Origin of the sequence: Nocardia coubleae NBRC 108252 (assembly GCF_001612805.1) — a bacterium.
Taxonomy (GTDB): Bacteria; Actinomycetota; Actinomycetes; order Mycobacteriales; family Mycobacteriaceae; genus Nocardia; species Nocardia coubleae.
The window spans coordinates 14,504-30,006 of record NZ_BDBD01000013.1; the positions used below are offsets into that span (position 1 = coordinate 14,504).

Genomic DNA, 15,503 nt, shown 5'->3' on the forward strand with positions numbered 1-15,503 from the left:
TGAGAACTCGCTGAGGTTCGTGCCGGGGCGCCCGGACCACCCGTGTGTCCGGCTAGCCTTGGCAGCGACCGCTCCCCTGACTAACGATCGAGGAAAGACATCTTCATGCATCGGATCCCTGGCAAGGTAGCCGGATCGGTCGCGGCCCTCGCGGCCGTCGCCCTGCTGTCCGCCTGCGGCGACAACGACTCGACCGCCTCGCAGACGCCGACCCTTTCGTCGAGTGCGAGCGCCGCCGCGTCGGCGACCACGCAGGCTCCCGCCACCTCGGCGGCCGAGGACACCACCTCGGCGGCGCCGGAGTCCGAGACCTCGGCGCCCGAGCAGCCGCAGGTCGCGCCGACCGTCGAGGAGACCCCGGCCACCGGCAAGGACAAGGCGTTCCTCGACGAGCTCGGCAAGAACGGCATCCATCCGGCCGACCAGACCAGCGCGATCACCGCGGCCACCTACATCTGCTCGGCGAAGAGCACCGGCGCGAGTGACGCCGACATCGCCACCTTCGTCGCCGCGATGGCGGGCACCGACGCCGCGTTCGACCCGGCCAAGATGGACGTCAACAAGGCCGCCGAGATCTACATCGCGGCCGCGAACTCCACCTACTGCTGATGAATCCCCGACCGACGCGACGTACCCGCAGGTTCTGGCCTGCGGGGTGTCTGACGGTACTCGCGCTGCTCGTCCTGGCGATCATCGTCATCGTGCTGCTGTGGTACCTGCTCGCGGGCCGGTTGCGTGAGCCGGGGCCGACGCCGCCCGGGCCCCCGCCACCGACGTCGCAGTCGGCGGACTGTCCCGATGTGATGTTGCTGTCGATTCCCGGTACCTGGGAGTCGGCGAGCAACGACGACCCGTACAACCCGACGGCCAATCCGATCTCGCTGATGCTCAGCATCACCAATCCGCTGCGCGCCCAGTTCCCGGAGAACCGGCTCGAGGTGTACACCGTGCCCTACGTGGCACAGTTCTCGAACCCCATCGCCATCCCGCCCGACGGTCAGGCCTCCTACAACAACAGCCGCACCGAGGGCACCGCGCGGGCCACCGACATCCTGGCTCAGCGTCACCAGCAGTGCCCGCTCACCACCTACGTGATCGCCGGGTTCTCCCAGGGCGCGGTGATCGCCGGTGACGTGGCCGCCCAGATCGGCGCGGGCAACGGCCCGATCCCCGCCGACCGGGTACTCGGCGTCACCGTGATCGCCGACGGCCGCCGCACCGCGAACACCGGCCCCGGCCAGCCGACCGAGATCGGCGACCCGCCGCCTGCGGGCGAGGGTGCCGAAGTCGCGTTGCGGGGGGTGAACGTGCCGGGAATCACGATGACCGGCCCGCGTGAGGGTGGTTTCGGCGAGCTGGCACCGAAGGTGTTCTCCATCTGCGCCCCCGGCGACATGATCTGCGACGCGCCGCGTGAGGCGCTCAATCCGGTGAACGCGCTGGGCAGTCTGGCGGCGCTGATCCGGTCGGCGGGCAACCCGGTACACGCGCTCTACGCGAGCAATACCGTCGACGGGCAGGGCACCACCGCCACCCAGTGGACGGTGAACTGGGCGAGCGAGCTCATCCAGAACGCCCCCCATCCACCGCATTCCTGAGTTTCGCAAGACGAGGTTGTCACAGTCACAGGGCCGCCATGTTTGGCGTGGTTCATGCCTCGCTGTGACATCCGCAGTACTGTTCGCTCGCACGCTGTAAAGTGCGCTGGTGATTGCGCCCGAACACACCGGAGAGCCAGGAGCGAAGAGTTCATGACCGAAGCTGGGGCACCCGTCGGTGAGTTGACCGCGCTGGGTACGCCGCTGCGTCCGTTCCGTTTCGCCGCGGCGGGCGAGGGCAACAAGCAGGAGGGTGGCGCGCGCAAGTTCGTCCAGACGGCACAGGAAGCCGAGGAGATGGGTTACGACACGTTCGTCGTGCCCGATCACCTGGGTGACCAGATCGGCCCGATCGCCGCGCTGGGCGCACTCACGCAGGCCACGAGCAAGATCCGGCTCGGCACCTCGGTGCTGGCCAACGGATTCCGCCATCCCGTCGTGCTCGCCAAGGACCTGGCGACCATCGACGTGCTGTCCAAGGGCAGGCTGGAAGTCGGCGTCGGCGCGGGCTGGATCAAGGAAGAGTTCGAGAACGCGGGCATCCCGTACGAGCGTCCGGGCGTGCGCCTGGAGAAGCTCGACGAGTCGCTGACGATTCTCGACACGCTGCTGCGCGGCCAGGAATGCAACTTCGAGGGCAAGCACTACCAGGTGCGCGGCATCAAGGGCACGCCGCGCCCGAGGCAGGGCCCGCGTCCGCCGCTGTGTACCGGTGGTGGCGGTCCGAAGATGCTCGCCCTGGCGGCCAAGCACGCCGATATCGTCTCGGTGGTGCCGCAGACGACCAAGAACGGCAAGGGCCTGCTCTCGGGCATCACGCTCGAGAAGACGATCGAGAAGGTCAACATCGTCAAGGCCGCTGCCGGTGACCGGTTCGCCGACATCGAACTGAACTGGGCCATCACCGCCATCGTCATCACCGACGACCGGGAGAAGACCGCCGAGATGGCGCTGCGCGCGATCGATCGCGGCCTGCACCCGGACCTCGAGGTCGACGTGGAACTTTCGGTGGAAGATATTCTGAACTCGCCCTACGTCGCGATCGGTACGTTCGAGGAAATCGCCGAACAGATCAAGCGTGTGCGCGAACTCACGTCGATGTCGTATGTCGGCATCTTCCCCACCCAGATGGACGCGTTCGCGCCTGTCATTCCGCTGCTGCGGGAGGACTGAGCGGGGGTTCTCTGTAACATGACTCTGGTTTGAGAACATCTAGCCGATAGCGGTCTACCGCGCAGACCGCTCGAAAATCCGCAGGTTGTCAGGATGCATGCTCCGGCGTGCTCCGGGGGCCGGTGGCGATAGCGAGTCGTGGCCGCACCGGCGTCAACGTCGAAATGCGTTGGACGAATTCACCGGTGACTCGGCCTCGGAGGAGAAGAAGGAATGGAAGAGACTTTCGACGACTACCTGGACGAGACCGGGAACATCGTTATTCCCGAGGGTCGGACCCTGGTCGATCACGTCGAGAAGCACACCCGTAACGATGCGAACACGCTCGCGTACCGCTACATCGACTATTCGCGGGAACGCGACGGCGAGGTGCACGAGCTGACCTGGCAGGAGTTCGGAGTTCGGCTGCGCGCGGTGGCCGCTCGCCTGCAACAGGTGACCAACCCGGGCGACCGGGTCGCGATCCTCGCGCCGCAGGGCCTGGACTACGTGATCTCCTTCTTCGCCGCGATCTACGCGGGCACCATCTCGGTGCCGCTGTTCGATCCGGACGAACCCGGCCACACCGACCGGCTGCACGCCGTGCTCGGCGACTGCGAGCCCTCGGCGATCCTCACCGCTACCTCCTCGGCGGCAGGCGTGCGCCAGTTCTTCCGTTCGCTGCCCGCCGCTCAGCGCCCGCGCATCATCGCTGTCGACGCGATCCCCGACACCCTCGGTGACTCGTGGGTCCGCCCCGACACCGCGATCGACGACATCGCCTACCTGCAGTACACCTCGGGTTCCACCCGCACCCCCGCCGGCGTGGAGATCACGCACCGCGCGGTCGGGACGAACCTGCTGCAGATGATCAAGTCGCTGAACATGAACGAGAACTCGCGCGGTGTCACCTGGCTCCCGCTGTTCCACGACATGGGCCTGCTGACCGTGATCCTGCCCGCCGTGGGCGGCAAGTTCATCACCATCATGTCGCCGAGCGCGTTCGTGCGCCGCCCGTCGCGCTGGATCAACGAGCTGGCCGCCGTCTCCGACGGTGCCGGTACCTTCGCTGCCGCGCCGAACTTCGCGTTCGAGCACGCCGCCGCGCGTGGTGTGCCGAAGGCGGGCGAGTCGCTGGACCTGTCGAACGTGATCGGCCTGATCAACGGGTCCGAGCCGGTGACGGTGTCCTCGATGAAGAAGTTCAACGAGGCGTTCGCGCCGTTCGGTCTGCCCAAGACGGCCATCAAGCCCTGCTACGGCATGGCGGAGGCGACGCTGTTCGTGTCGGCGACCAAGTCCGAGGACGAGGCCAAGTACATCTACGTCGACCGCGACGAGCTGAACGCGGGCCGGATGGTTCGGGTCGAGCCGACCGCGCCGAACGCCATCGCGCAGGTCTCCTGCGGTTATGTCGGGTTGTCGCAGTGGGCCGCGATCATCGACCCGGAGTCGATCGACGATCCCAAGGGCGGCCGTGAGCTGCCCGACGGCCGGGTCGGTGAGATCTGGCTGCACGGCAAGAACATGGGCATCGGCTACTGGGGTCGCCCCGACGAGTCGGCCAAGACGTTCCGCAACAAGATCGCCGAAGCGCAGCCGGGTGGGCACACCGAGGGCACCGAGCCCGGTGCCGACTGGATGCGCACCGGCGACTACGGCGTGTACTTCGAGGGTGAGCTGTACATCACCGGTCGCGTGAAGGACCTGGTGATCGTCGACGGACGCAACCACTACCCGCAGGACCTCGAGTACTCCGCCCAGGAGGCCTCGACGGCGCTGCGTCCCGGTTTCGTCGCCGCCTTCGCGGTGCCCGCCAACCAGCTGCCGGCCGAGGTGTTCGCCGCCGACAGCCACTCGGGCATCAAGTTCGACGCCGACGACGCGTCCGAGCAGCTGGTGATCGTGGCCGAACGTGGTCCCGGCGCCGGTAAGGCCGACCCGGGCCCGATCGCCGACGCGGTGCGCGCGGCGATCTCGCAGCGCCACGGCGTCACCGCGCGTGACGTGCTGCTCGTGCCCGCGGGTTCCATTCCGCGTACGTCCAGCGGCAAGATCGCCCGGCGCGCCTGCAAGGCCGCCTACCTCGAGGGAACGCTGCGCGGTGGTTACACCCAGCAGGCTTTCCCCGATGCACCGGAAGAGTAATCGGCCGACCGGCTCGGAGCTGACGCCCGGTGCGACCACACCGGGCGTCAATCCACGGCGCGCCCTGTACGCAGACAGGTAGCTTGAGGAATTGATGGCTGACAACGAGGGCACGCCCACCCAGAACCCCGACCTCCCCGCGGAGCAGACCGAACTCTCGGTCGCCGAGCTGCGTGACTGGCTGCGCCGCTGGGTCGCCGACGCGACCGGCCAGTCGATCGACGCGATCACCGTCGACCGGCCGATGGAGGAGTTCGGGCTTGCCTCGCGCGACGCGCTGGCCCTCGGCGGCGACATCGAGGACCGCACCGGCGTTTCGCTGGCTCCCACGGTGATCTACCAGCACCCGACCATCGCGTCGCTGGCCGAGATCATCGTCAACGGTGAGCCGGAGGAGGTCGAGGAATCGGCCGACGAGTACACCGCGAGCTTCACCCCCGGTGAGGCGCACGACATCGCCGTGGTCGGCCTGTCGACACGGCTGCCGGGCGCGGGCGACACTCCCGAGTCGACCTGGGAATTCATCATGGGCCGCGGCGACGCGATCCGTGAGCTGCCCGAGGGCCGCTGGGACGAGTTCCGCGCCGACCCGTCGGTCGCGGCGGCCATCGAGGCGGGCAACACCCTCGGCGGCTACCTGGACCAGGACGTGGTGAAGGGCTTCGACGCGGAGTTCTTCGCGATGTCGCCGGTCGAGGTGGAGCGGGTCGACCCGCAGCAGCGGCTGATGATGGAGCTCACCTGGGAGGCGCTCGAGCACGCGCGCATTCCGGCCAGTGACCTCAAGGGCGGCAAGGTCGGCGTGTTCGTCGGCTCCTCGACCAGCGACTTCCAGCTGCTCGCCTCGCTGGGTCTGGGCGACCGCGACCCGGATCTGCCGGTGTCGGCCGAGGGTTATGCCCTGCTCGGCGCGTCGACCGGTGTGATCGCGAACCGTGTCTCGTACTTCTTCGACTTCCGTGGCCCGTCGATCACCGTCGACACCGCCTGCTCCTCGACCATCGTCGCGGTGCACCAGGCGGTGCGCGCGCTGCGTGACGGCGAGGCCGATGTGGCGCTCGCCGGCGGCGTGAACATGATCCTGGCCCCGGTGATCACGCTCGGTTTCGACCAGAACGGCGCGGTCGCCAAGGACGGGCACATCAAGGCGTTCTCCTCCGACGCCGACGGCATGGTCCGTTCCGAGGGCGCGGGCCTGGTCGTGCTCAAGCGTCTCGTCGACGCCGAACGCGACGGCGACAACATCCTCGGCGTGATCAAGGGTTCCGCCGTGAACTCCGACGGCCGCTCCAACGGCCTGTTCGCCCCCAACCCCGACGCCCAGGTCGACGTGCTGCGTGCCGCCTACCGCGACGCGCGCATCGCCCCCTCCTCGGTCGACTACATCGAGGCGCACGGCACCGGCACCCCCATCGGCGACCCGATCGAGGCCGACGCGCTGGCCCGCGTCATCGGCCGTGGCCGCGAGGCCGACAAGCCCGCCCTGCTCGGTTCGGTGAAGACCAACTTCGGCCACCTCGAATCCGGTGCAGGCGTGCCCGCGCTGGCCAAGGTGCTGATGTCGTTCCAGCACAACGTGATTCCGCCGAACATCAACTACGCGGGCCCGAGCCCGTACATCCCGTTCGAGCAGGCCAATCTCAAGGTCGTCGACGAGCCGACCGAGTTCCCGCGCTACAGCGGTGTCGCCACCGTCGGTATCTCCGGTTTCGGTTTCGGTGGCACCAACGCGCACGTGGTGCTGCAGGAATACGTGCCGTCGCAGCCCGTCGTCGAGGACGTCACGTCCGAGCAGGTCGCCGCCGCCCAGGTCGAGGGTGAGGAGACCACCGATGTGGTCGCCGAGGCCGTCGCGATCACCGAGGCCGCCGTCGAACCGGCCCCGCTTGAGTGGGACGGCGACCGCGAGGAGCCGCTGCCGGTGATCCTCGCCGTGTCGGCCTACCTGCCGTCGCGCCGCAAGCGCGCCGCCGCCCGGCTCGCCGACTGGCTCGAGGGTGCGGGCAAGGATGTGCCGCTGGCCGACGTGGCCCGTTCGCTGGCCAAGCGCAGCCACCAGCGTTCGCGCGGTGTCGTCGTCGCCAAGACGCACGAGGAGGCCGTGGCCGGTCTGCGTGCGATCGCCGAGGGCAAGCCGGGCGCCGGTGTGTTCACCGCCGACTCGCCCGCGTCCAACGGTCCGGTGTGGGTGATGGCCGGTTTCGGCTCCCAGCACCGCAAGATGGCCAAGCAGCTCTACACCGAGAACTCGATCTTCCGTAAGACGGTCGACGAGGTCGACGAGCTGGTGCAGGACGAGGCCGGCTACTCGATCCGCGAGATGTTCCTCGACGACGAGCAGGACTACGACGTCGGCACCTGCCAGGTCGGCATCTTCACCATCCAGCTCGGCCTCGCCGCGGTGCTGCGCGCACACGGCGCGGAACCCGCTGCGGTGGTTGGTCATTCGATGGGTGAGGTCGCCGGTGCCTACATCGCGGGCGGTCTGTCGATCGAGGACGCGGTGCGCGTGATCTGCGCCCGCTCGCGCCTGATGGGCGAGGGCGAGCAGATGATCACCGAGGACGACGTGCGCAATATGGCACTGGTCGAACTCAGCGCCCACGACGTGGCCCAGCTGCTGCCGCGCTTCCCCGATGTGGAGTGCGCGGTGTACGCGGCGCCGACGAACACCGTCATCGGTGGTCCGCGCGATCAGGTGGAGCAGATCGTCGCCGAGGTGGAGGGCATGGGCAAGTTCGCCCGCATCCTGCCGACCCGCGGCGCGGGCCACACCTCCCAGATGGATCCGCTGCTCGGCGAACTCGCCGCCGAACTCGCCGGCATCGAGCCCACGTCGCTGAAGGTCGGCCTGTACTCGACCGTGCACGAGGGCCTGTACTTCAAGCCCGGCACCGACCCGATCCACGACGAGCCGTACTGGGTGAAGAACATGCGCCACAGCGTGTACTTCACCAACGCGATCAAGGCCGCCGTCGACACCGGGCACACCACGTTCCTCGAGCTGGCGCCGAATTCCGTTGCGCTGATGCAGGTTCTGGGCACCACCTTCGCGGCCGGTGTGCACGACGCGCAGCTCATCCCGACCTTGAAGCGCAAGGAGGACGAGTCGGCCGGTGTCATCGGCGGGCTCGCCCAGCTCTACGTGCACGGTCATGCGGTGAACCTGAGTTCGCTGCTGCCCGAAGGCGATTACGCCGATATCCCGCGTACCGCGTTCGTGCGCAAGGAGTACTGGCCCAAGGTCACGATGTCCTCGGGTTCGGGCAACACCCGCGTGCCCGGCGCGCACGTCGCGATGCCCGACGGCCGTCACGCCTGGGAGGTCCAGGCGGCCTCCGTCGACGACCTCACCGCCCTGGTGAAGGCCGCTGCCGCGCAGGTGCTTTCCGATGTCGCCGTCACAGTGACGCACCCGCACGCCGAGCTGCCGACCACCGGCACCCTCACCACCACGCTCACCCCGCACCTCGGTGGGGCGTCGGTGCAGGTGCACGCCAAGACGCCGGTCGGGTTCACCCTGCTGTTCGACGCGGTCGTCACCTCCGGTGCGGCCCTGCCCGAACTGGTTGCGCCCGTTGCGGTTCCGGCTGCCGAGCCCTCCGCCGCCGAGATCGCCGTCGCCACCAGCGACCGCTGGGACCCCAACGGCAGCGAGACCGTCGAGCAGCGACTGTGCGTGATCGTCGCCGAGTCCATGGGGTACGCCGTCGAGGACCTCCCCATGGAGATTCCGCTGATGGAACTCGGCCTCGACTCGCTGATGGCCATGCGCATCAAGAACCGCGTGGAATACGAGTTCGACATCCCGCAGTTGCAGGTGTCGGCCGTGCGTGATGCCAGTCTGCACGAGGTGGCCAAGGTGCTGCGCTACGCGATCGAGCACCGCGACGAGGTCGCGGCGATGGCGGAGAAGCAGGCTGCGGCGCGGGCCGCGGGCGAAGATGTGGAGCTCGGGGTCGACGCCAACTTCGTCGAGGCGGCGCGGGCCGCTATCGCGGCGGGGGATGATCCGTTGGCCGCGGCCAAGGCTGCCGGTGCTGAGCTTCCGTCGGATACCGTTGCCGCCGAATCGGTTTCGGACGCCGCCGGTGATGGTTCGGGCACCGCCGCCGAGGCTGACGCCGCGACCGGCGCAGCTGTCGCCGACGGCGCTGTGGCCGAGCCGGTTTCGGAGGCGGTAGCCGATATCGACTACTTCGCCGACGCCAGTGCCGACGAGGACAACGTTCCGCCACGTGACGCGGCCGAGCGGCTGACCTACGCCACCTGGGCAGTCGTCACAGGTGCCTCGCCCGGCGGCATCTTCAACACCCTCCCGATTCTGGAAGAGGAGGTCGCCGAGAAGATGGCGGCCCGCCTCACCGAGCGGGTGGGCGCCGAGGTGACCGTCGACGACGTGCTCGATTGCGAGACCATCGAGCAGTTGTCCGACATCGTGCGCGGGTTGCAGGACAGCGGGGCCGATGTGGACGGGTTCGTTCGTCCGCTGCGCGCTCGCGTGGAAGGTTCCGACGCCGTGCCGGTGTTCGTGTTCCATCCGGCCGGTGGCAATACGCTCGTCTACGAGCCGCTGTTGAAGCGTCTGCCCGCCGATACCCCGATGTACGGCTTCGAGCGGGTCGACGGCTCCATCGAGGAGCGGGCCCGCCAGTACCTGCCCGAGCTGCGCAAGCTCCAGGGAGACGGGCCGTACGTGCTTGCCGGTTGGTCGCTGGGCGCGGTGCTCGCACTCCAGGTCGGTCAGATGCTGCGCGAAGAAGGCGCCGACGTGCGCTACGTCGGTCTGATCGACCTCGCGATGACCGTCGAGGACGAGGACAACAGCCCCGAGGAGCGCGTGCGCCGCCTCGAGCGCTACCAGGCCTTCGCCAAGAAGACCTACAACGTTCCCGCCGAGCTCGATCGCGAGCAGATCGAGGAACTCGCCGCTGCGACGGATTCCGAGCAGTTCGCGATGATCAGCGACCTGATCAAGCTCTCCGGTGCGAAGATTCCGGGCGGTGTGCTCGAACATCAGCGCACCTCATGGCTGGAAAACCGCGCGTTGCAGCAGGTTTCGCCGCGTCAGTACGACGGCGACGTCGTGCTGTACCTGGCCGACCGCTACCACGACGGCGCGATCGAACTCGAGCCGCGTTTCGCCCATCGCAAGCCGAACGGCGGCTGGGACGAATACATTCCCAACCTGGAGATCGTCCATATTCCGGGCGACCACCTGCAGATTGTCGACGAACCGCGGATCGGCCAGATCGGTGCCGACCTCGCCGCCAAGCTGGCCGCGATTTCCGCAAAGGGAGATTGAGTTAGTTGAGCACGACCGCCGAAAAGCTTGCCGATCTGAACCAGCGGCTCGAGCTCGCCAAAGAGCCCGCGGGCGCGAAGGGTATCGAAAAGCGGGCGCGTAAGGGCATTCCGAGTGCCCGAGACCGGATCAACATGCTGATGGATCCGGGCACCTTCGTCGAGATCGGTGCGCTGGTCCGCAAGCCCGGCGACCCGACCGCCCTCTACGGCGACGGTGTCGTCGTCGGGCACGGACAGGTCGACGGCCGTCCGGTCGCGGTGTTCTCGCACGACCAGACCGTGTACGGCGGTTCGGTCGGTGAGGCGTTCGGCCGCAAGCTGTGCGGGATCATGCAGTACGCCGCCAAGGTCGGCATCCCGCTGGTCGGCATCAACGATTCCGGTGGCGCGCGCGTGCAGGAGGCCATCAGCTCGCTGGCCTGGTACGCGTGGATGGCGACCAATGTGGAGCCGCTGTCGGGCATGGTGCCGCTGGTGTCGGTGATCCTCGGCAACTGCGCCGGTGGCGCGGTGTACCAGCCGATCTGCACCGATGTGGTGGTGGCGACCGAGTCGGCGCACATGTTCGTCACCGGTCCGAAGATCATCAAAGAGGTCACCGGCGAGGACGTGAGCCTCGAGGAGCTCGGTGGTGCGAAGACGCAGGCCGAGTACGGCAACATCCACCACGTCGCCGTCGACGAGGCCGCCGCGTTCCAGTGGGTGCGTGAGTACCTGGCCTACATGCCGAGCAGCTGCCAGGAGCTTCCGCCGGTCGTGAACCCGGGCATCGAGCCCGAGATCACCGACTCCGATCGTGAGCTGAACACGATCATGCCGGACTCCGACAACGCCGGTTACGACATGTACGACATCCTGCTGCGCATCTTCGACGACGGCGAGTTCAAGGAGATCAGCGCGGGCACCGGCCCCAACATCATCACCGGTTTCGCCAGGGTCGACGGCCGCAGCGTCGGTGTGGTCGCCAACCAGCCGCTGGCCTCGGCCGGCGCCCTGGACGCGCGCGCCTCGGACAAGGCCTCGCACTTCGTGCGCCTGTGCGACGCCTTCGAGATCCCGCTGATCTTCGTCGTCGACACCCCCGGCTTCCTGCCCGGCGTGGAACAGGAGAAGGTCGGCGTGATCAAGCGCGGCGGCCGCTTCCTGTTCTCCTATGTGGAAGCCTCGGTCCCCAAGATCACCCTGGTGGTCCGCAAGTCCTACGGCGGCGGCTACGCGGTGATGGGCTCCAAGCAGCTCGGCGCCGACATCAACCTCGCCTGGCCGACCGCCCGCCTCGCCGTGATGGGCGCCGAGGGCGCCGTCAGCCTCCTCGGCGCCGCCCAGATCGCCGCCGCCCCCGAAGACCAGCGCGCCGCCATCCGCCAAAACCTGATCGACTTCTACAACGCCAACATCGCCACCCCCTGGGTAGCCGCCGAACGCGGCTTCATCGACGCGGTAATCGAACCCGCCACCACCCGCCTGGAACTCCGCCGAGCCCTGAAACTCCTCCAGGACAAGAAACTCCAGCGCAACCCCCGCAAACACCACGTCCTTCCCTTGTAGCCCTCACCAACGGCCTGTCGCGACTCCTGCGGCAGGCCGTTGTGTTCGGCCACCGAGCACCCACGCGCCGTCAACCACCGGCGACCGATCACAATCCTCATCGCGCTCCAACCTGCTCGGGGGTCCCCACCCTCGCAGTCTCCAAGGTCGGGGTTGATCGACATCGCAGGATGCTTCGTCGAGCGAATGCACTGGGTATCGTTGATTCATGACCGCAGCGCGTGAGCCGCTTATGACGACCGGGGAGTTCGAGGAACTCGCGCGCGTCGCCGGTCAGGTGTCCGAAGGTGTACGGCTGGAGTTCGTCGAGGGGAAGCTGGGGGCGAAGGCCGTGCCGGACGGGGACCATGACTGTGTGCTCGAGTGGCTGATGCGTATCCTGCTCATTCTGCGCCCCGAACTGTGGCTGTTTCCCGAACGCGGATTGAAGGTCGACTCGTATCGGACAGGTCGGGCGCGCCCGGACGGTGTACTTGCTCCGACCGGTGTCTTCGCAGGACAACCCGAATGGGCCGACCCTGCGCCGGTATTGATGGTCGTCGAGGTGACATCACACGATCAGGACACGGACCGGCGGGACCGTTGCGAGACGCCGCGCGCTTACGCCAGAACCGGCATTCCGGTGTATCTCCTGATCGATCGGGAGAAGGGTTCCGTTGTCGTGCGGAGCAATCCGGTCGACGGTGAGTACGAGCGAATCCTCATCCAGCCTTTCGGTGCACAGGTCACCATCCCCGAACCCGTCGGCGTCACACTCGATACAGAGCCGTTGAAATCCTGGGTTGCCTGAGCCTGAAAAACCTTTTACGTGTTCGACCGCCGAAGTCGGGGCTTTGGAATTCGTCGTCGACCAATTCTTTGTTGTGGCCGACCACCCGTGCGGTCATCAGCCTGCCCAGAGTCGAATACTTTCGGAACGGGCCGCCACCGAAAAGAAAGGTGGCGGCCCGGGGCAAGCGTCGAAAGATCAGGCGACGGTTGCGGATTCGATGATGACGTCGGCGGTGGGGACGTCCTGGTGGGGGCCCGCGTTGCCGGTGGGGACGGCGGCGATCTTGTCGACCACTTCGGTGCCCTCGGCGACCTTGCCGAAGACGGCGTAGCCCCAGCCCTGGCCCTGGGGGGCCGTGTGGTTGAGGAAGGCGTTGTCGGAGACGTTGATGAAGAACTGGGCGGTGGCCGAGTGGGGGTCGTTGGTGCGGGCCATCGCGACGGTGTACTTGTCGTTCTTGAGGCCGTTGGTTGCTTCGTTCTGGATGGGCGCCTGGGTGGGCTTCTGCTTGAGGCCGGGCTCGAAGCCGCCGCCCTGCACCATGAAACCGGGGATGACGCGGTGGAACACGGTGCCGTTGTAATGGCCGGAGTTCACGTAGTTCACGAAGTTGGCGACCGTGTTCGGCGCGGCCTGGTCGTCCAACTCGAGCACGATCGGTCCGTAGTTTGTTACGAGATTCACCTTGGTCATGCGGTCGAGTCTAGGGAGGGGAGGGGTCAGGAAGTGACCGGGGTCCGGCGCGCCGGTAAAACTACTCCCGGCAGAAGGGTGCCCCCGACCGGGAAATACCCTGTCGGGGGACATAATCGATCAGGAGCCCGCGTGCGCATCGAACGCACGCGGGCCTTATTGCACACCGGTGTGCTTCACCTGATTCGCGGTGACTTCGTTGCGATTCCCGTCACCGGAATATCACCCTGAAATCAGGGGCCGACCGTGATCGGCGCCGACGGATCGGTGGTGTTGTCCACCTTGTACGTGGCGGTCACCGTGCCGCTGGTCGCGCTGGTCGGGCAGCCGAACCCACCGGTCACCTTGATCGGTGCAGGCGCATCGGACAGCGCCACCGTGGAGGGCGCCCCGTTGGTCCACGTACCTGCCACATCGGCCGGGGCGGTTGGCGCGACCACGGCGGTGCAGGCCGTGATGCCACTGGTCTTGATCACCATGCCGCCGGTGGGGATCGCCAGGCTGCCGGTGATGGGCGAGCCGTTCTGGCCGGTGATCGCCCAATCTCCACTGGTGGTGATGGTGGCGCTGGTGCCGGGCAGACTCGTCGTGCAGTCGGCGAAGCTCGGCGCCGCGATCGGCACCGACACCGGCCCACTCGGATTGGTGTTGCCGGGCACGGCGGGCACCGTGCCGGTGGTACTTGAGGTGGTGCAGGTGACGGTGACACCGCCCGCAACGAATTTTACCGACCCGGAATTCGTCGCCGACACATTCGCGCCGGCGGGCGAAATGGTGGTGGAGCCGGCGGCGTTGGCCGGTCCGATGCCGAAAGTGACGGCAACTGCCGCACAACTCACGCTTGCCAAGGCGGCGCGTGTCCAGAATTTGTTTTCGATCATGCGTACTCCTAGGTGAAGCCGACAAGCATTCGGAATGAAAGCTGTCAGGAGCAAGAGTACGAATCCGCATTGTTCATGTCGTGTGTTTCGCGGCGACCATTTTATTGGGAATCACTCGCCGTTCGGGACCCGAACGCGGCGCGTCTAGCTTAGAATGCCCAGCCGTTACCGCGCATAACAGTTACCACTGTTCTTACTAACGTCTGCACAATTCACAGGTAATATGGGAACTATCTCTGTGCCAAGCCTCGGGCGCCGAATCCGAGCTACCGCTGACCTGCTGTAATAGTTATCAGGCATCGTAAAGAAACGAACAGCAGAACAGTTGCAAATCGGTAGTTGCCGGTTCTAAACACAATAAATCGGTTGAACTCCACACCTCCGTCGTGAGAATTCGGCAGACGTGATCTCATCCGAATCGACTGTTTAGATCGGATATCCACAGCGGTGATGTCTGAGCGGATAACCGCCGAATCAGGGCCCGGACATGGCAAATCCGCGTACGAGAAACATTCTCGCCGCGGAATCTCTGAATATGGGGACCCGCATGCGCCATCGGACGCATGCGGGCCTTTATTTATTGCACGCCGGCGTGCTTCACCTGATTCGCGGTGACTTCGTCGCGTTACCCGTCACCGGAATATCAACCCGTTATCAGGGGCCGACGGTAATCGGCGTGGACGGGTCGGTGGTGTTGTTCACCTTGTAGGTGGCCGTCACCGTTCCGGTGGTCGAGCTGGTCGGGCAGCCGAATCCACCGGTCACCTTGATGGGCGCCGAGGCGTTGTTCAGCGACACCGTCGACGGCGACCCGTTGGTCCACGAACCGGCCACATTCGCCGGTGCCGTGGGGGCGACAACGGCGGTGCAGGTGGCGAGACCGGAGGTCTTGATCACCGCGCCACCGGTGGGAATCACCAGACTGCCCGTGATGGGCGAGCCGTTCTGGCCGGTGATCGCCCAGCTGCCGCTGGTGGTGACGGTGGCGCTCACACCCCACATGCTCGTGGTGCACCCGGTGATGCTCGGTGCCGCGATCGGAACCGTCACCGGCCCACTCGGGTTCGAGTTGTTCGGCGCGGCGGGTACCGCGCCGGTGGTGCTCGAGGTCGTGCAGGTCACCGTGACGCTGCCCGCCACGAACTTCACCGTCCCCGAATTGGTTGCCGACACATTCGCCCCGGCGGGCGAAACGGTGGTGGATCCGGCGGCGTGCGCCGGCCCTATTCCGAAGGCAATTGCGGCTGCCGCACAACTCACGGAAGCCAGGGCTGCACGCGTATAGAAATTGGTATGGCTCATGCGTACTCCTAGGTGAAGCCGACAGACTTTCGGGATGAAAGCTGTCACGTTCAAGAGTACGAATGGGAATTGTTTACAGCGCTCGATTCATCGCGACGATTT

Annotated in this window: 11 protein-coding genes; 9 read left to right on the forward strand and 2 right to left on the reverse strand. The window is 66.7% G+C overall.

Going from position 1 to position 15,503, the window contains the following annotated elements:
• The first annotated feature begins 105 nt into the window (after positions 1 to 105).
• From NCO8_RS15070 to NCO8_RS15100, 7 genes are all read left to right on the forward strand, one after another.
• The gene (locus NCO8_RS15070; RefSeq protein ID WP_067494883.1) at positions 106 to 609 is read left to right on the forward strand and encodes a DUF732 domain-containing protein; all 504 of its coding nucleotides are present in this window, start codon (positions 106 to 108) and stop codon (positions 607 to 609) included.
• Entirely contained in the window at positions 609 to 1,598 is a 990-nt protein-coding gene (locus NCO8_RS15075; RefSeq protein ID WP_067640242.1) for a cutinase family protein, read from the forward strand. Before NCO8_RS15070 ends, NCO8_RS15075 begins: the two co-directional genes overlap by 1 nt.
• A gap of 153 nt (positions 1,599 to 1,751) precedes the next feature.
• Positions 1,752 to 2,771, forward strand: a complete 1,020-nt coding sequence (locus tag NCO8_RS15080) for an LLM class F420-dependent oxidoreductase (RefSeq protein WP_067494879.1) — start codon at positions 1,752 to 1,754, stop codon at positions 2,769 to 2,771.
• 213 nt (positions 2,772 to 2,984) lie between these two features.
• Entirely contained in the window at positions 2,985 to 4,898 is a 1,914-nt protein-coding gene (gene fadD32, locus NCO8_RS15085) for a long-chain-fatty-acid--AMP ligase FadD32 (RefSeq protein ID WP_067494876.1), read from the forward strand.
• Positions 4,899 to 4,992: 94 nt separating this feature from the next.
• Positions 4,993 to 10,203 carry a polyketide synthase Pks13 gene (gene pks13 / locus NCO8_RS15090; RefSeq protein ID WP_067640244.1) on the forward strand — a complete coding sequence of 1,737 codons (5,211 nt, stop codon included), beginning with the start codon at positions 4,993 to 4,995 and terminating at the stop codon, positions 10,201 to 10,203.
• A 5-nt stretch (positions 10,204 to 10,208) separates the two neighbouring features.
• The gene (locus NCO8_RS15095) at positions 10,209 to 11,753 is read left to right on the forward strand and encodes an acyl-CoA carboxylase subunit beta (protein ID WP_067494870.1); all 1,545 of its coding nucleotides are present in this window, start codon (positions 10,209 to 10,211) and stop codon (positions 11,751 to 11,753) included.
• A 208-nt stretch (positions 11,754 to 11,961) separates the two neighbouring features.
• Complete coding sequence (locus NCO8_RS15100; RefSeq protein ID WP_067640246.1) at positions 11,962 to 12,543, forward strand: Uma2 family endonuclease; 582 nt, start codon at positions 11,962 to 11,964, stop codon at positions 12,541 to 12,543.
• A gap of 177 nt (positions 12,544 to 12,720) precedes the next feature.
• Here NCO8_RS15100 and NCO8_RS15105 read toward each other — a convergent pair whose 3' ends face one another.
• Positions 12,721 to 13,218 (reverse strand): peptidylprolyl isomerase, encoded by a 498-nt coding sequence (locus NCO8_RS15105; protein WP_067494863.1) that lies wholly within the window; start codon positions 13,216 to 13,218, stop codon positions 12,721 to 12,723.
• 246 nt (positions 13,219 to 13,464) lie between these two features.
• On the opposite strand from NCO8_RS15105, the gene NCO8_RS31350 reads away from it, so the two are divergent.
• Positions 13,465 to 14,115, forward strand: coding sequence for a hypothetical protein (locus tag NCO8_RS31350; protein ID WP_157104932.1), 651 nt, complete (start codon positions 13,465 to 13,467; stop codon positions 14,113 to 14,115).
• Between the two features lie 638 nt (positions 14,116 to 14,753).
• On the opposite strand, the gene NCO8_RS32485 is transcribed toward NCO8_RS31350, so the two are convergent.
• Positions 14,754 to 15,092, reverse strand: a complete 339-nt coding sequence (locus NCO8_RS32485; protein WP_245655373.1) for a hypothetical protein — start codon at positions 15,090 to 15,092, stop codon at positions 14,754 to 14,756.
• Between NCO8_RS32485 and NCO8_RS32490 the strand changes: the two genes are divergently transcribed.
• Entirely contained in the window at positions 15,082 to 15,384 is a 303-nt protein-coding gene (locus NCO8_RS32490; RefSeq protein WP_245655374.1) for a hypothetical protein, read from the forward strand. The genes NCO8_RS32485 and NCO8_RS32490 overlap by 11 nt on opposite strands.
• Positions 15,385 to 15,503 lie beyond the last annotated feature (119 nt).